The 16,978-nt window shown below is 73.1% G+C and carries 13 protein-coding genes and 1 pseudogene; 6 read left to right on the top strand and 8 right to left on the bottom strand.

All coding sequences use genetic code 11. The annotated features are described in order from the left end of the window. Positions 1–11: 11 nt before the first annotated feature. Positions 12–1,286, bottom strand: coding sequence for a GAF domain-containing protein (locus tag ACV7NM_RS07555; protein WP_463413867.1), 1,275 nt, complete (start codon positions 1,284–1,286; stop codon positions 12–14). 315 nt (positions 1,287–1,601) lie between these two features. After that, entirely contained in the window at positions 1,602–3,245 is a 1,644-nt protein-coding gene (locus tag ACV7NM_RS07550) for an acyl-CoA dehydrogenase family protein (RefSeq protein WP_463409551.1), read from the bottom strand. 17 nt (positions 3,246–3,262) lie between these two features. Between ACV7NM_RS07550 and ACV7NM_RS07545 the strand changes: the two genes are divergently transcribed. Both ACV7NM_RS07545 and rsgA read left to right on the top strand, forming a co-directional pair. Further along, positions 3,263–4,387: a YihY/virulence factor BrkB family protein gene (locus tag ACV7NM_RS07545; RefSeq protein WP_463409550.1), complete on the top strand. Its 1,125-nt coding sequence runs from the start codon at positions 3,263–3,265 to the stop codon at positions 4,385–4,387. Positions 4,388–4,620: 233 nt separating this feature from the next. After that, complete coding sequence (gene rsgA / locus ACV7NM_RS07540) at positions 4,621–5,802, top strand: ribosome small subunit-dependent GTPase A (protein ID WP_463413866.1); 1,182 nt, start codon at positions 4,621–4,623, stop codon at positions 5,800–5,802. 191 nt (positions 5,803–5,993) lie between these two features. Here rsgA and ACV7NM_RS07535 read toward each other — a convergent pair whose 3' ends face one another. The 4 genes and pseudogenes from ACV7NM_RS07535 to ACV7NM_RS07520 form a co-directional block, all read right to left on the bottom strand. After that, complete coding sequence (locus ACV7NM_RS07535) at positions 5,994–6,410, bottom strand: PPOX class F420-dependent oxidoreductase (protein ID WP_463409549.1); 417 nt, start codon at positions 6,408–6,410, stop codon at positions 5,994–5,996. Between the two features lie 70 nt (positions 6,411–6,480). Then, entirely contained in the window at positions 6,481–7,851 is a 1,371-nt protein-coding gene (locus ACV7NM_RS07530; protein WP_463409548.1) for an AMP-binding protein, read from the bottom strand. A gap of 194 nt (positions 7,852–8,045) precedes the next feature. Continuing rightward, positions 8,046–8,527, bottom strand: a pseudogene (locus ACV7NM_RS07525) (DUF456 domain-containing protein). Positions 8,528–8,551: 24 nt separating this feature from the next. Next, the gene (locus ACV7NM_RS07520; RefSeq protein WP_463413865.1) at positions 8,552–9,529 is read right to left on the bottom strand and encodes a helix-turn-helix domain-containing protein; all 978 of its coding nucleotides are present in this window, start codon (positions 9,527–9,529) and stop codon (positions 8,552–8,554) included. Positions 9,530–9,867: 338 nt separating this feature from the next. Here ACV7NM_RS07520 and ACV7NM_RS07515 point away from each other — a divergent pair, with 338 nt between their 5' ends. The 3 genes from ACV7NM_RS07515 (at position 9,868) to ACV7NM_RS07505 (ending at position 13,599) form a co-directional block, all read left to right on the top strand. Beyond that, positions 9,868–11,220: a protein phosphatase 2C domain-containing protein gene (locus ACV7NM_RS07515; RefSeq protein ID WP_463409547.1), complete on the top strand. Its 1,353-nt coding sequence runs from the start codon at positions 9,868–9,870 to the stop codon at positions 11,218–11,220. A gap of 64 nt (positions 11,221–11,284) precedes the next feature. After that, positions 11,285–13,027 (top strand): pyruvate dehydrogenase, encoded by a 1,743-nt coding sequence (locus tag ACV7NM_RS07510; RefSeq protein WP_463409546.1) that lies wholly within the window; start codon positions 11,285–11,287, stop codon positions 13,025–13,027. A gap of 149 nt (positions 13,028–13,176) precedes the next feature. Further along, a complete protein-coding gene (locus tag ACV7NM_RS07505) occupies positions 13,177–13,599 on the top strand; it encodes an ATP-binding protein (protein WP_463409545.1) in 423 nt (140 codons plus the stop codon). Positions 13,600–13,647: 48 nt separating this feature from the next. Here the strand turns inward: ACV7NM_RS07505 and ACV7NM_RS07500 are convergent, their stop codons facing one another. Both ACV7NM_RS07500 and ACV7NM_RS07495 read right to left on the bottom strand, forming a co-directional pair. Further along, the gene (locus ACV7NM_RS07500) at positions 13,648–14,706 is read right to left on the bottom strand and encodes a DUF2637 domain-containing protein (RefSeq protein ID WP_136216625.1); all 1,059 of its coding nucleotides are present in this window, start codon (positions 14,704–14,706) and stop codon (positions 13,648–13,650) included. 229 nt (positions 14,707–14,935) lie between these two features. Then, positions 14,936–15,757, bottom strand: a complete 822-nt coding sequence (locus tag ACV7NM_RS07495) for a (2Fe-2S)-binding protein (RefSeq protein ID WP_463409544.1) — start codon at positions 15,755–15,757, stop codon at positions 14,936–14,938. Positions 15,758–15,886: 129 nt separating this feature from the next. On the opposite strand from ACV7NM_RS07495, the gene ACV7NM_RS07490 reads away from it, so the two are divergent. Next, positions 15,887–16,633, top strand: a complete 747-nt coding sequence (locus tag ACV7NM_RS07490) for a GntR family transcriptional regulator (RefSeq protein WP_463409543.1) — start codon at positions 15,887–15,889, stop codon at positions 16,631–16,633. The last annotated feature ends 345 nt before the right edge of the window (positions 16,634–16,978 follow it).

Below are 16,978 nucleotides of genomic sequence, written 5' to 3'. Positions count from 1 at the left end.
CGGCCAGGGAATCACATGCCGTCCGCGGCCCCCCGGGCGCCCGTCCCGCCCTGGCGGGCCCTGAGGACCGCCGGCGCCATGGAATGCGGGAGCAGTTGCCCGGGGACCGCCGGACGGACCAGCTCCACCTCCACGTCCTGCGCGAAGCGGTACGGCCGGTGCGTGAGCACCCCGGCGAGGTTCCGGCGCACCCGTGACATCTCGGCGCGGACCGTCACCGTCCGGCTCGGGTCCCCGAACAGCTCGGCGGCGAGTTCCGCCGCCGAGCGCCCGCGCGGGCTCTCCGCCAGCAGGAACAGCAGCTCGGCGTGGCGCGGGCTCAGCTCCAGCGACCAGCTGCCCGCCGCCCCGTACACGGTCGCCGACCAGGAGCCCGCCCGGCTGAGGTCCAGGACCACCCGGCTCGCGGCGCCGGAGCCGGTACGCGACTCCTCGATCCGCAGCAGCCAGCCGCCCGGCAGCGGCTCCACCGCGCACTGGCCCAGCTGCGGCACCCAGACCCGCCCCGGCCCGAACCCCTTCGGCAGCGGGATCCGGTCGGGCGGGGCCAGCCCCGTGACGGCGGCCGTCCAGCCCTGCGGGTCCACGGCCAGCGCGCGCCCCGGCAGCCGCGCCAACAGCGCGGCCGCGACCGTGCGCAGCCGTTCCAGGGACTCCAGGTGCCGGATGCGCAGCTCCCGCTCGGCGAGCCGGGCCACCGAGGTCACCCAGGCGAGCGTCGCCGGGTGCATGGTGGCCAGCGGGCCGCTGACGTCCACCACCCCCAGCAGGCGGCCGTCCCGGGGGTCGCGCACTGGGGCTCCGGCGCAGGTCCAGTCGTGGTGGCTGGAGACGAAGTGCTCCGCCGAGAACACCTGGACCGGCCGGCGCGTCACCAGGGAGGTGCCGACCCCGTTGGTGCCGACCACCGCCTCCGCCCAGTCGGCGCCCACCGCGAACCCCAGCCGGTCGGCCCGGCGCAGGATCGAGGAGTGCCCCTCCCGCCACAGCAGCCGCCCGTCGGCGTCCGCGATGACCATGATGTGCAGGGACTCGTCCAGAGCCGGCAGCAGGCCCTCGCGCAGCACCGGGAGGATCTCCCGCAGCGGCGACACCTGCCGCCGCTCCTCCGTCTCGGCGGCCGACAGCAGCCGCGAGCGCGCGTCGCGGTCCGGGTGCACCCCGCCGGCCAGCATCCGCCGCCAGGACTCGGCGATCTCCGGGCGCGGGGCGGCCGGAAGGCGGTCACCGGCCAGCGCGGCCGCCCGTACTCCCTTGAGCAGACGCGCCGCCGCCCGCGCGTCCATGGCGGAGATGCGCGCCGCATCGACCGTGCCGCCTGCGGTGTCGGTCACCGGAACCTCCCCGTGAACAGCCAAGGGGCTGGCTGTGTGACTGCTTCGACCGGTTCGACCGGTCCGACCGGTGAAGGGTTGCAACGGTCTGCAACCCTCGCCAACCTCCGGTCGCCCGACCGAAACTATCGGCACGCCGCCGAGCGGCGTGACAGCTCCTTCCTCGGGGCTTCTCGGACCAGGGGCGGCGCCGAGTCGGCGCGGCGCCGCCTCCGGTCCGGGGTCAGCGGGCACGGATCTTGGCGCGGAGCGGTTTGGGGACCGTTCCTAGCCGGCGATCCGGGCCCGTTCCACCACCGCGCGCAGGTCCAGGCCGTACGGCAGCGTCCCGAAGGCCGTCCCCCAGTCGCCGCCGAGACGCGAGGCGCAGAACGCGTCCGCCACCTGCGCCGGGGCCCACCGCACCAGCAGCGACCCCTGGAGCACCAGGGCCATGCGCTCCACCACCCGCCGGGCGCGCCCCTCGATGCCCTCCAGGTCCGCGAGGTCAGTCAGCAGGTCCTTGATGGCCGCGTCCAGCCGGTGATCGGCGCCCCGGGCGAGGCCGACCTCCCGGAGGAACGCGTTCAGCGCCTGCGGCTCCCGCTGGAGGGCGCGCAGCACGTCCAGGGCCTGCACATTGCCGGACCCCTCCCAGATCGAGTTCAGCGGGGACTCGCGCAGCAGGCGCGGCAGGCCCGACTCCTCCACATAGCCGTTACCGCCCAGGCACTCCAGTGCCTCCGCCACCATCGGGGTACACCGCTTGGTCACCCAGTACTTCGCCGCCGGTACCGCGAGACGCAGGAAGGCCCGCTCCTGCTCCGTACCGGCGTCGTACGCTGCCGCCAGGCGCAGTGTCAGCACGGTCGCGGCCTCCGACTCCAGGGCGAGGTCGGCCAGGACGTTGCGCATCAGCGGCTGCTCGATGAGCCGTGCTCCGAAAGCGGAGCGGTGCTCCGCGTGGTGGACGGCCTGCGTCAACGCCTGACGCATCAGGGACGCCGAACCGATCACGCAGTCCAGCCGGGTCGCCGCGACCATCTCGATGATGGTCCGGACCCCCCGCCCCTCCTCACCGACCCGCCGCCCCCACGTCCCGTCGAACTCCACCTCGCTCGACGCGTTCGACTTGTTGCCCAACTTGTCCTTGAGCCGCTGGATCGCGAAGACGTTGCGGGTCCCGTCCTCCAAGACCCTCGGCACCAGGAAGCACGTCAGCCCCCCGGGAGCCTGCGCCAGCACCAGGAAACCGTCCGACATCGGCGCCGAGCAGAACCACTTGTGCCCGGTCAGCACGTATTCGCCGGACGCGTCCAGCGGCTTCGCCACCGTCGTGTTCGCCCGTACGTCGCTGCCGCCCTGCTTCTCCGTCATGCCCATCCCGAAGAGCACGCCGGCCTTCTGCCCCGGCGGGCGCAAGCCCTCCTCGTACACGTGCGAGGTCAGCCGCGGTTCCCACTCGGCGGCCAGCTCCGGGTCCGTGCGCAGCGCCGGCACCGCCGCGTGCGTCATCGACACCGGGCAGCCGTGCCCCGACTCGGCCTGCGACCACAGGAAGAAACCCGCCGCGCGGCGCAGGTGCCCGGCCGGACGCCCCCACGCGTCGGTCAACCCGGACGTCACCGCGTGCCCCAGCAGCCGGTGCCACGCCGGATGGAACTCGACCTCGTCGATCCGGTTCCCGTACCGGTCGTGCGTACGCAACTCGGGCGGATTGCCGTTCGCCTGCACCCCCCAGAGCCGGGCCTGCTCCGAGCCGGTCGCGAGCCCCAGGGAGGTGAGCTCCTCCCGTACCTCCCCGAGGAGCGCGGCGGGAGCGTCTGCCAGGTGCCGCTCGACGCCCTCGGTCAGGGCCCGGTCGCCGGAGTAGGCGTCGTAGCCCACAAGGGGCGGAGCCTGATTGGTCACTGTGTGGGTGGTGGCTGCCATGCGGATACCGTAAGGACGTGCAGCCAGCAAAAGAAACACCCGAGCGGATCCCAGGGCGGCGGGGACGGCTCCACCGGGCCCGCGCGCTCTATCGCAACGTGTCCAAGCGCAAGATGGGCTGGCTGCTGCTCAAGGACACCGTCAACTCGTGCGTCGAGTACCGCATCCTCGGCCTCGCCGCCGAAGCGGCCTTCTTCACCCTCCTCTCGCTCCCGCCGCTCTTCGTGGGCCTCCTGGGCCTACTCGGGTACGTGGACGGCTGGACGGGCGGCACGTTCGTCGCCAGCATCGAGGAGAACATCCTGGGGGCGGTCGGCACCGTCCTGTCCGACCGGGGCGTCAGCGAGATCGCGAAACCGATGCTTGACGACGTGACCCGGGGAGGCCGCCCCGACCTCATCTCGATCGGCTTCGCCTTCGCCCTGTGGTCGGGATCGCGGGCCGTCAACGTCTTCATCGACACCATCACCGTGATGTACGGCCTCGACGGACAGCGCGGCATCGTCAAGACCCGGCTGCTGGCCTTTCTGCTGTACGTGGTCGCGCTCGTGATCGGCGCGATCGTGCTGCCGCTGATGGTGGCGGGCCCCGACGCCGTGGTGCGGTGGGTGCCCTGGAGCACGGAAGTGATCGCGGTGCTGTACTGGCCGACGGTCACGCTGCTCTCGATCGTCTTCCTGACGACGCTCTACCACGTCTCCGTGCCCGTGCGCTCCCCGTGGATCGAGGACGTGCCCGGCGCGCTCGTCGCGCTGGCCATGTGGGTGCTCGGCTCGTTCCTGCTGCGGATCTACCTGACCAACGCCGTCGAGGGGCCGACGATCTACGGGTCCCTGGCCGCGCCCGTGGCCGTGCTGCTGTGGATCGGGGTCTCGGCCTTCGCCGTCCTCGTCGGCGCGGCCGTCAACGCGGCCATCGACCGCGTCTGGCCCTCGTTGGCCACGGCGGCGGCGCGCGAGGCGAACGAGCGGGTGCGGGAGGCGGAGGCCGCCCAGTTGGTCGCTCGGGCGGCGGCGTGGCGGGCGCTGGCCGAGGGGGAGTCCGAGGACGACGAGGACGCCGGAATGCCCTCGGAGTTCCCCGAACGCTGGTCGAACTTCCTACCCCCCGACGACTATTCGGCGCGCCTGCGCAAGCACTGACGGCGGACCGTGGCGAACGGGCCGAAAAGAGTTGGCCTTGGCGCAAGCGGCGTTGTTACGGTGATCCCGTTCCCGCCGCACGGTGGTGGAACGGCCAGTTCGTGCATGACCCGGAGGTGAGTCCATTGATGACTGTCGTGACGCAGGGCGCTGCCCGCACTCGCAAGACCGTCAATGCCACCTCCGTGGCCTCCGGCTGACCACACACTTCTCCGCGCGCCGCCGAGCGCGCGCTGCCGGGGCCACCCTGTGAAGGGTTCCCCTTGTCTTTCTCCGCTTCCCCCTCTTTCCCCTCCTCTTCCGACTCCTCTGCTGTCCCTTCCCCTGGGCACGGTTGCGCCGCGCCCGATCTCGCCGCCTTCGGCTGGGACGACGCGTGGGCGGCCGAGTTCGCCCCGTACGAGGCGCAGGGCCTGCTGCCCGGCAGGGTCGTACGGGTCGACCGGGGCCAGTGCGATGTCATGACCGCGGACGGCATCGTCCGCGCCGACACCGCCTTCGTCACCCCGCACGACCCGCTGCGGGTCATCTGCACGGGTGACTGGGCCGCCGTCGAGCCGACGGGAAACCCCCGCTACATCAAGGCGTACCTGCCGCGCCGGACCGCCTTCGTACGGTCCACCTCCTCGCAGCGCTCCGAGGGGCAGATCCTCGCCGCGAACGTCGACCACGCCGTCATCGCCGTATCCCTGGCCGTGGAGCTCGACCTGGGCCGGATCGAGCGCTTCCTGGCGCTCGCCTGGGAGTCGGGGGCGCAGCCGCTGGTCGTCCTGACCAAGGCCGACCTCGTAGCGGACCCGACGGTGCTCGCCCACCTCGTCCGTGACGTGGAGAGCGCCGCCCCCGGCGTGCGGGTGCTGACCGTGTCCTCCCTGACCGGGGAAGGTACGGACGTGCTGGCCGCGCTGGTGTCGGGCGGCACGAGCGTGCTGCTGGGCGTCTCGGGGGCCGGGAAGTCGACGCTGGCCAACACGTTGCTGGGCGCCGACGTCATGGAGGTCCAACAGGCCAGGGAGGTCGACGGCAAGGGCCGGCACACCACGACGACGCGCAACCTGCTGGTGTTGCCGGGCGGCGGCGTGCTGATCGACACCCCGGGGCTGCGGGGCGTCGGACTGTGGGACGCGGAAGCCGGCGTCGGGCAGGTGTTCTCGGAGATCGAGGACTACGCCGCCGACTGCCGTTTCCACGACTGCGCGCACGTGGCGGAGCCGGGGTGCGCGGTGCTGGCGGCGGTGGAGTCGGGGGCGCTGGCGGAGCGGCGGCTGGAGAGCTACCGGAAGCTGCTGCGGGAGAACCAGCGGATCGTGGCGAAGACGGACGCGAGATTGCGGTCGGAGATTCGACGGGACTGGCGGATGAAGTCGGCCGAGGGCCGGGCGAACCATTCCGCGAAGCGGGGCGGGCGGGTCTGAGGGGGCCGGGGCGGCGCGGCGGCGCGCGGGGGCGGGGCGGGTGCCGGTGCGGGTGCGGCGCCGTGGCGCGCAGCGGCCCCGGCTGCGCCGGGCTTTCCGGGGCTCCGCCCCGGGCCCCGCGCCTCAAGCGCCGGCGGGGCTGGTTTTGTGCCGCGCCTCAAGCGCCGGCGGGGCTGGTTTTGTGCCGCGCCTCAAGCGCCGGTGGGGCTGGATTCGCCCCGCGCCGGGTCCAGGCCCCAGGTGACGACGTGGGTCGGGTGGATGCGGATGACCTCCGGGCTGAAGTGGGGGCCCAGGGCGTGGGTGCCGACCTCCAGGGTGGCGTGGCCGCGGATCTCGATGCCGCGGACGCGCCACGGGCGCGTGCTCACCAGGTCGTCGACGACCAGCGACAACTTCGGGTTCGCCCGTAGGTTGCGCCACTTCTTCGTCGTGCCCATCGCCCTTCCTCCGACCAGGATCGTGCCGTCCTCCTGCGGAAAGAACCCCACCGGGTTCGCCTGCGGTTGCCCGGTCGGGTCCACCGTGGCCAGCCGGCCCAGACGCTGGGAGCGGAGGTACGACAGCTCCGTCTCGCCGAAACCCTCGAATGCCTTGGTCGTCGTCATACCGGCAGCCTCGCACCCCGCCCGCGACTTCGCACCGGAGACCACGTCCCCGCGGCGCCGCGCCCACCCGTCACGGGCCGTCCTCGGGCCGGCCGGTCACCACCAGGTTGCCGTCCGGGGCGCGCCGCGCGAGACGGCCGGTGCGGAGGTGCCCGTCGGCGGTGAAGGAACGCCCGTCGAGGTCGGGCGCCCGGTAGTAGCCGCGCGGGGTGCAAGGACCGCGGACGAGGAGTTCGCCGGGCTCCCCGTCGGGCACGTCCTTCCCGTCGACGTCGACCACACGGATCTCGTCGTCCGGCGAGAGCGGGCGGCCCTGCGTGGTGAGCACTGTCTTGGTGAGCACGGTCTCGGCCGGCTCGGCCGGCCGGGTCAGGGTGAGCAGCCCCTCGGCCATGCCGAAGCCCTGCTGGACGCGACAGCCCCATGTCCGGCCCACCCGTTCGGCGGTCGCCCCGTCCAGGGGCGCGCCGACGACCTGCACCAGGCGCAGGCGGCTCGGCTCGGACCGGACCGCGGGAGGGGTCTCCATCCAGAGCCGCGCGACACCGGGGGTCAGCGACGTGACGGTGACCCGCTCGCGGTCGATGACCGCCGCGCACGCGGTGGGCCCCGGGTCCTCGACCAAGACGACCGTGCCGCCGACGGAGAGGGTGCCGACGATGCCGGGTCCTCCCAAAGCGAAGGTGAAGTCCCTTGAGGGCACAACGAGATAGACGTCGTCCTCGGTGAGCGACACCAGCTCGGCGGCGGCCCTCACCTGGTAGGCGTAGTCGTCGTGGGTACGCGGAACGAGGCTGGGCGCCGTGGTGGTGTCGCCGGAGAGCAGGAAGAAGGCCACCTGGTCGGCCCGCTGCGCGAGCGCCGGTTCGGGAGGGGCGTCGACGGAGCCGAGCGGGCTGTACTGGCAGCCCGACGGGTCGGTCGTGAGGCCGCCGTACGGGGACTCGGTGCCCGGCGCCTCATAGGTGAACACCCGCCGCAGGAAGGGTTCTCGGGCGGCGACGTCCGCGACCATCGCGGTGTGGTCGAAGCCCCGGTACGTCGAGGGACCGACGTAGCCGACGGCCTGGGTGACCCGCACGAGGTGGGACATCGAGGGCGCGCGGAGCGAGGCCGTACAGAGCACGGGCACCAAGCCGGCGCGCATCAGCGCGAAGACGGTGGTGACCGACTCGGGGACGTACGGCAACTGGACGAGGACCCGCTGCCCGGGACGGGGGCCCCGCAGGCGGAACCCGGCGGCCATGCGGTCCACGCGCCGGTTCAGGGCCGCGTAGGTGAGTCGGGTGTCGCCGTGTACGAGCGCGGTCCGCGGTCCGTACTGCAAGGCCCAGCCGCGCAGCAGGTTGTCCAGGGTGTGGCCGCGCCAGTGCCCGGCCGCCCGGTAGCGGTCGACGAACTCCTCGGGCCAGGGCGTGCAGCCGGCGAGCATCGGTGCCATTCGCTTCTCTCCGTGCCGGTTCCGGCGTATCCCGACCGCACCTGTCGAGGCGGTCCCCGTACGCACGGGCCCTTCCCGCGCGTGGGCGCGGCGGGTACCTCCCGCGGACCGCATCCAACCCGTCAACGCCCCCGGTGGCAATGCGCTTTCCGGACCACGGACGCCGCGGTCCGTCAGCGGAAAGTCCAACACTCCTACGTCCGCGGGACCGCGCCCACCCAGGCCGCCGTCACTACGAGGCAGGCCGGCAGCTCCACCAGCATGCTCGTCCCCACCGCCCGCATCACCGCCCGGACCGACGCGCGGGCCTCGCCGTGGGAGCCCAGGCGCCGGCGCTCGCTCAGGTAGGCGCCGCCCCGAAGCCCGGTACGGCTCCCACCACGGGGATCAGAACGAAGCCCAGCAGTGCGCCCGCGCCCGCGTACACCACCATCCGGCGGTGGACGCCCACTCCCCGCAGCCGGCGGGGTGGCAGGAGCCAGATCACCACCTGCACCACCAGCAACAATCCCGTCGACGCCACCAGCAGGACCCACGCGGCCGACGAGCGTTCGTGCAGGGCCCACCACATCACCCCGGCCCACACCAGCCAGGTCCCCGGGACGCCCGGCACCATGACCCCCAGCAGCCCGAGCAGCAACACCAGCCCCATCAGGCGCAGCTGAGGCAGATCCATCTGCTCAGCGTGACCGACCGGGACCTATCGGGCCACCCAGCCCCGCTCGTACGCGTACCACCCCAGTTGCAACCGTGTCGTCACTCCCGCGAGTTCCATCAGGCCCTTGATTCGGCGCTGCACCGTGCGCAGCCCCAGTTCCAGGTGCTTCGCCACACTCGCGTCCGTCATCCCGGCCAGCAGCAGGCTCAGGATCTCCAGGTCGGTGGCGTCCGGGGTGTCCAGGCCCTGCTCCGCCGAGCCCGTCGCGCCCAGCCGCAGCGGCAGCGCCTCCCGCCACACCGCCTCGAACAGGCCCGACAGGGACTGCAACAGCCCCGACGCGTGCACCACTAGGGCCGTCGGCTCCGCGCCCGGCGCAGTCAGCGGCACCATCGCCAGGCTCCGGTCCGCGATCACCAGCTTCGTCGGCACCCGAGGCGTGACCCGGACGTGCTCGCCGCGCGCCAACGCCGTCGTCGCCTCGCGGATGCCCGTCGGCTGGGTCAGCACCTCCCGCTCGATCACGACCCGGTAGGACACCCCCCGGACGACGGCCCGCTCCTCGGCCTCGTTCTCCGAGCCCATCACCACCTCCGGGCGGCTGTCGACCAGCGCGCACACCTCTTCCACCGCCCCCAGCTGGAGCTGCACGAACCGGTGGGCGACCGCGCTCGCGCCCGTCACCACCTCCACCAGGTCGTGCACGGCGGGCTCGGAGGCCTCCGCCCGGTACTCCTGCGCCAGCAGCGCCGCCGCCAGCTCGGCCCGCTCCAGTTCGTGCCGCTGCTGGGTCAGCAGCGCCCCCAGGGCCACTCCGGGCGGGGCCGCCACCCAGCGCCCCGGCCGGGCCGAGGACTGCGCCGCCAGGCCGTGGCGTTCCAGGTGCCGCAGCGCCCCCTCGGTCTGCCGCACCGGGAGCGACAGCCGGTGCGCGAGATCGGGCACCTCCGCCGCGCCCAGCGCCACCAACGCGCGGTACGCCGACTCCTGACCCTCGTCCAGGCCTATCGCACCCAGCAACCCGTCCACCCACCCCTTCGTACCGTTCCTGGCGGGAAGCGGCCACGGCACGAACCCGCCGCCGACATCATCGCCGCACCACCCGGCCCTCTGCCAAGGTGAGGGCACCGAAGTAGAACATCCGCAGGCCACGAGCCCATGTCGAGCGGGAACCGGCCGTCGTCACCGAGGCGGACACACGGTCACGGCGGCGCCCGCAGCCCCGGACGGTCGAACGGAACGGCGGGATTCGCCGGCCCGTACGACGGGAACGCGAGAGGTCCACCGGGCGGCGGCCCGGTGGGCCTCTTTCGTGCATTCCGCGTTTTCCGCCCCGGCGGGCGGCCGAGAATAGCGGCATGAGTCAGCGGCACGGGGACGACTGGTGGCAGAAGCTCTACGAGGACCAGGGCGCGGCACCCGAGCCCGATCCGGAGGACACGCTGGACCACCGCTTCCGCTCGGCGGTGGTGCTGGTGAAGGACGGGGACGCCCCCACCGCGCAGCCGCCCCCGCCGGGCCCCCTGCTGCCCGGACAGCGCCGGGAGGCGGAGGTCGGGCCCCCGGTCGAGGAGCCGCCGCCCGACCCGCGCCGGGCCGGGCCGACCGGCTACGCCCTGGGCGAGGTCACCGTGCCCCCGGTGCCGCCCGAGCCTCCCGTCACACCGGAAGCCCCCCTGCCCCCCGAACCCCCCGCGCCGCCCGCCGGACACCGGCTTCCGCTGCGGCGCCGGGGCGTACCCGGCGGCGCCTCCGCGGCGGGACCCGCGCCGGCGCGGGGCGCCCCGGACGCGCCCCCGCAGGCGCATCCCGCTCCCGACGCCGAACCGCCGGACCACGACCGCGCCGGCCGCCCCGACGTACGCCACCTCGGCGACCGGGCCCCCACCTACGCTCCCGAACCGGGCGCGCTGCCCGAGGCGGACCCCGCCGCCCTGGGCGATCTGACCCCCGACACCGTCCTCGAAGGGGCCCGCTACGCCGGCTACACCCTGCGCGCCACCTCGCTGCGCGGGGACTCCGCCCGGTTCCGCGGCGAAGCCCGGCGGGACTTCCTGCTGACCGCCCGCTTCGGCAGCGGCGACGACGCCCTGGTCCTCGTCGCCCTGGCGGGCGGCGACCGGGCCGCGCCCGGCGCCCGGGAGGCCGCGGCCGAGCTGTGCCACTCCGTCGCGGCGGCCGTCGGGCGGAGCAGGCAGCGGCTGGTCGAGGACGTCCGGGCCGGCAGCCGCGAGGCGCTGCGCTCCGGGCTCCAGCGCCTCACCGACCGGGGCTACGGACGCCTGCGGGCCCGCGCGGCGGAGCTCGGGCTCGCGGAGGAGGGCTACACCGCCGGGCTGCGCGGGCTGCTGCTTCCGGTGGACCCGCGATGCCGCACACGGGTCTGCTTCGGGGAGGGCGCGGGCGGGTTCTTCCGGCTGCGGGGCGGCCATTGGCAGGACCTGGAACCCGAGGACACGACGCATCCTCCGGTCGACGCGGCCGGGGGCTTCCGCTTCCGTGCCTCCATCGCCCGGTCCGGCGACACCCTGCTCCTCTGCTCGGGTGGTCTCGCGGCTCCCATGCGCGAGGAAGGACTGCTCCCGGCCGAACTCGCCGCCCGCTGGTCGCAGGCCGAACCGCCCGGCCTCGCGGCGTTCCTCGCGGACGCCCAGCTCCGCCTCAAGGGCTACGCCGACGACCGTACGGCCGCCGCGGTCTGGGAGGCGTAACGCGGCGGTCCGTGCGTGGATGGAAGGCGCACAGGCAGAGCCGAACCGGAGAGGCGGCCCTTCCATGGCCAAGCAGAACGTGGCGGAGCAGTTCGTCGACATCCTGGCGCGCGCGGGCGTGCGGCGGATGTACGGCGTCGTGGGCGACAGCCTGAACCCGATCGTGGACGCGATCCGCCGGACGGACGGCATGGAGTGGATCCAGGTCCGCCACGAGGAGACGGCCGCCTTCGCCGCGGGCGCCGAGGCGCAGATCACCGGTCGGCTCGCCGCCTGCGCGGGCTCCTGCGGTCCCGGAAACCTACACCTGATCAACGGCTTGTACGACGCCCACCGCTCGATGGCCCCGGTGCTGGCGCTGGCCTCGCACATCCCGTCCGGCGAGATCGGTCTCGGATACTTCCAGGAGACGCACCCCGACAGGCTGTTCACCGAGTGCAGTCACTACAGCGAGCTGATCTCGAATCCCAAGCAGATGCCACGGGTGTTGCAGAGCGCCATCCAGCACGCCGTCGGCCGCAGCGGTGTCGGAGTCGTCTCCCTGCCCGGCGACATCGCCTCCCTGCCCGCTCCCGAGAAGACGGTGGAGCACGCCGTGGTGACCGCGCGGCCGACCGTACGGCCCGGCGACGGCGAGATCGAGAAGCTCGTCCGGCTGATCGACGAGGCGGACCGGGTCACCCTCTTCTGCGGCAGTGGCACCGCGGGCGCGCACGCCGAGGTCATGGAGTTCGCCGAGCGGGTCAAATCCCCGGTCGGACACGCCCTGCGCGGAAAGGAGTACATTCAGTACGACAATCCCTTTGACGTGGGAATGAGCGGGCTGCTCGGCTACGGCGCGGCCTACGAGGCCACCCACGAGTGCGACCTGCTGATCCTGCTCGGGACCGACTTCCCGTACAACGCGTTCCTCCCCGACGACGTGAAGATCGTCCAGGTCGACATCCGCCCCGAACACCTCGGTCGCAGATCGCGGTTGGAACTCGCCGTCTGGGGCGACGTACGGGAGACCCTGCGCGTGCTGAACGCCCGGGTGCGCGCCAAGACGGACCGCCGTTTCCTGGACCGGATGCTCAAGAAGCACGCGGACGCGCTGGAGGGCGTGGTCAAGGCGTACACGCGCAAGGTGGAGAAGCACACCCCCATCCACCCCGAGTACGTCGCCGCCGTCCTCGACGAACTGGCGGACGAGGACGCCGTCTTCACCGTGGACACGGGCATGTGCAACGTGTGGGCGGCGCGCTATCTTTCGCCGAACGGCAAACGGCGCATCATCGGTTCCTTCAGCCACGGCTCCATGGCCAATGCCCTTCCCCAGGCCATCGGGGCGCAGTTCACGGACCGCGGTCGTCAAGTGGTCTCGATGTCGGGTGACGGCGGATTCTCGATGCTGATGGGAGATTTCCTCACCCTGGTGCAGTACGAGCTGCCCGTCAAAGTGGTCCTCTTCAACAACTCGTCCCTCGGAATGGTCGAGCTGGAAATGATGGTTTCCGGCCTGCCTTCGTACGGAACCACGAACCGGAACCCGGATTTCTCCGCCATCGCCCGGGCGGCGGGCGCCTACGGGGTGCGAGTGGAGAAGCCCAAGCAGCTCACAGGTGCTTTGAGGGATGCCTTCCGGCACAAGGGGCCCGCCCTGGTGGACATCGTGACCGACCCCAACGCCTTGTCGATTCCACCGAGGATCAGCGCCGAAATGGTGACCGGTTTCGCCCTTTCCGCCGGCAAGATCGTGCTGGACGGAGGAGTGGGCAGGATGGTTCAGATGGCGCGATCCAACCTGCGCAACGTGCCGCGTCCTTGAGCCCGCAGGAGTGCGGATTGCCCCGGCGGGCATGCATCCCGTAGACCTGTTCGAGAGTGCGGGTCCATTCGGAGAGGCGAAGACGGGGGAGGTACATCGCCGTGCGGGTGGGGGCGAAGACCGGAAAGCAGTGGAGGAGAGGGCGGCCGGTGCCGCGCGAGCCGTCCGCCGAGGGTGGCGAGGCGAGGGGCGTGCCGGAGATCGTCCACAGCGTGCGCCGGGCGGATCTGAAAGCCGTGGGTGAAGTGCGCAGATCCTTACGGGAGTTGATGCACCACCGGTGTCGGGCGGACACCACCGAGGTGGCGGAACTGTTGATCACCGAACTCGTCACCAATGCCCTCGTGCACACCGAACAGGGCGCGGAGGTGTCCGCGTCCATCGCCGACACCCGGCTCCGGGTCGAGGTCCGCGACTACGCCGCCCGCCGGCCCCGACCGTACGTACCGTCCGCCGACGACGGTACGCACGGCAGGGGACTGGTCCTGGTGCAGGCGCTGGCCGACGACTGGGGCGTGGACGCGCTGGCCCCGGGAGCGGGCAAGGTGGTCTGGTTCGAACTCGACGCCTGAGGGTCGGTCCGGGCGCGCGAGCGTCCGGACCGACCCCGGTGTGTGTGATCAGCCGAACTGTTGCTCCAGGTCTTTGAGTTTGCGCTCCAACGAGTCGAGCCGGGGAATCGTCTGGGTGTCGTCCTCGGCGGTCAGGTCGACCGTGCGCGGACCGGCCGGATCAGCCGATTCGGTTCCGGTCACGGCTTGCAGGGAGGGCCGGCGTCGCAGGGGCAGCTGCTCCGCTTCCGATATGGCCGGCTCCGCGCCGACCGGCGCGGAGCCCGACCCGGGGACCAGCCCCGGCAGTTCGACCTGGCGACCGCGCGACCGCCCGAACGCCCTGTTCTGCCGGCCCAGCGCCTTGATGCGCGCCCGGTCGAGCCGGTTCTGGTCGCGCCTGCGGTGCCGGTCCTGCTCCTTCTCGCGCTTGTCCTCGCGCACTTCGTCCACGGCCTCGTCGAGGGTGCGGACCCCCTCGAGCAGCATGAGCGACCACGCGCCGAAGGTCTCGCGGGGCGCCCGCATCCAGCGGACCATCCGGATCTGAGGCAACGGCCTCGGGATCAGGCCCTGTTCGCGCAGCGCCGCCCGGCGCGTCTGCTTGAGGGCCCGGTCGAAGAGGACGGCCGCGGAGAGCGACATCCCGGCGAAGAACTGGGGGGCGCCGTCGTGGCCGCTGCCGCGGGGCGCGTGCACCCAGTTGAACCAGGCCGCGGCGCCCGCGAACAGCCAGACCAGCATGCGCGAGCCGAGGGCCGCGTCGCCGTGGCTCGCCTCGCGCACCGCGAGCACCGAGCAGAACATGGCGGCGCCGTCGAGGCCGAAGGGGACGAGGTACTCCCAGCCCCCGGACAGGTTCAGGTTCTGTCGGCCGAAGCCGACCAGCCCGTGGAAGGAGAGCGCGGCGGCGACGGCCGCACAGCAGAACAACAGCACGTACGAGGCGGTGCCGTAGACGGCTTCCTTGCGCCGGCGCCGCTCCTCGCTGCGCTCCCAGGTGTCCTCGGCCGCTGCCTTCTCGCTCTCGCGCTTGCCCCGGGCCAGTACCGCCACTGCCGCAAGTACGCCCAGGATCAACAGGCCGCCGGGCAGCAGCCAGTCCAGCGATATGTCGGTCAGTCTCATGCGGATGTCCTTGCCTCGCGTATGCGGCTTTCCGGGCGCCATAGTGGCGCAGCCGGTCGCCCGCGCACGCGGGTTTCGGTCCAAGTGGACGCCTTCGGGGGGTGGCGCACGCCGGATAGGGTGTTGTGCTACGAACTGGCGTACGTACGAGCAGGTTTCCGTTCGAATCAAGGTCACCCGCAGGGGTGGGTTGTAGGCGGCCGCGTCGGCGCCGGGCGGGCCGGAGGGGTCAGACCGTCGCCGTGAGGCGGGTGACGCGGGACGCGTCGCAGGTACGGGGACAGGTCAGACAGGTGTCCTCGGGCCGGATCGTGTAGAAGAGGCAGCATCCGGCGCGGTCGCGGGTGGGCAGCGGCGCGCCGTCGGGGCCGGTGAGCGTACGGAAGCCCGCGCCCGTGGGGTACGGGGCGGTCGAGCCCGGCAGCAGCGCCTCCAGCTCGGCCCGGGCCCGCTCCTCCTCGCCGAGCAGTTGCCCGGCGTACCACAGGCCCTCGACGACCTCGTCGGTCACCATCCCCCACAGGGCGCGCCGGCCGCGTCGCATCCGGGGGCCGAAACCTTCCAGCACGGGTCCGAGGTGCGCGGCCACGGCGTCCCGCACCTCTCGGCGCAGGGCGTCCTCGTCGGGTACGACCCGGGCTCCCGGCAGGACGGCCGCCGGATCGTCGGGGAGGCAGGCGAAACCGTCGATCCCGACGCCGAGACGGCCGTGGTCGCGGTGGAACGCCACCCGGACCGGGCGCGGCACGCGGCGGTGCAGGAACCAGGGAACGGTGACGAGCAGGCAGGCGGGCCAGGCGTAGCGGTGGAAGCCGAATCCGGCGACGACATCGGGTCGGCCCGGGCGGCCGTGGTCCCGGAGCACCTGGGCGGCGTCCCAGGCGAGGTAGGCGTCGAGGGCGGGGCCGCCGGCCGCGAGCTCGTCGGCGCCGATCCATCCCGCACCGCGGGGCAGGGGCTCGTGGGGGCCGAGCTCGCCGATCTCCAGGGAGGGGTGGACCTCGGCCAGGCGTCGGTAGGCGGCAGTGACGGCCGAGGTCGGAAGGGGCATGGCGGCACACCGATCGCTGATCGTTGGAGGTAAGCCTTACCTTACTCGATCGGTGCGGGCGACGCGTCGGGGGCGAGCCGGCCGTGTCGCCTATTCTCGGAGCAGGTCGAGACCCCGGAGGAGGACCGAGTGCACGAAACGGCCCACGACCGGGTGTCGGACGAGGTGGCCCAGGAGACGGCCCCGGACAGGGTTCCGGACAGGGGCCCGGACAGGGCTTCCGAGGCGGTCCGGGAGACGATTCCCGCGCAGAAGGTGCGCCGCCATTCGGTGCGCGGCCAAGTCCTCGACGCGCTGCGCGCCGCGCTGGTCGACGGCGGGCTGGTACCCGGCGAGATCTACTCGGGCCCGGCGCTGGGCGAACGGTTCGGGGTGTCCCCGACGCCCGTGCGCGAGGCGATGCAGCAGCTGGCGCTGGAAGGGGCGGTGGAATGCCTGCCGAACCGGGGGTTCCGGGTGCTGAGCCGCAGCCCGCAGGCGCTGGCGGAGCTGGCGGAGGTGCGGGCGCTGCTGGAGGTACCGGTCATGCTGAGGCTGGCGCGGGAGGTACCGGCGTCCGCCTGGGCGCGGTTGCGGCCGGCGGCCGCGGCGACGGGGGAGGCGGCGCGGGCCGGTGACCTGGCGGCCTACGGGGAGGCGGACCGGGCGTTCCACCGGGCGGTGCTTTCGCTGGCGGGGAACGACCAGCTGGTGCGGTTGACGGAGGAGTTGCACCGGCGGGCGATGCTGCCGCTGCCGGGGGCTCCGCGGGTTCGGCAGGCGGAGCTGGTGGCGGACGCGGCGGAGCACGCGGCGCTGCTGGAGGCGTTGATCGCGGGGGAGGTGGGGGCGGTGGAGTCCCTGGTACGGGAACACTTCGTGGGGACGGGGGCCTGACGACCCCTCCGGGCCCCGCGCCTCAAACGCCGGCGGGGCTGGATTCTGCCCGGCCGGGTCGGAGGAGTCGCCTGGCGTGTGGGAGTTTTGCCGGGCCGGGTTGGGCCGGTGCGGGTGCGTCGCGCGGCCCCGGTTGGGCCGGGTTTTCCGGGGCTCCGCCCCGGGCCCCGCCTCAAACGCCGGCGGGGCTGGATGTGCCCGGTCGGAGGAGTCGCCTGGTGCGCCGGAGGGGCCGGATATGCCGGGCCGGGCTGGAGAGCCGCCCGTGTGTCGGCCGGGCCGGGTGTTGTCCGGCCGGGTTGGAAGAGCCGCCTCGTGCGCCGCCGGGCCGGGCGGGCCGCGGCG

The sequence above is a fragment of the Streptomyces sp. Tek67B01 genome (assembly GCF_055231995.1).
This window is presented reverse-complemented; position numbering and strand designations above follow the sequence as displayed.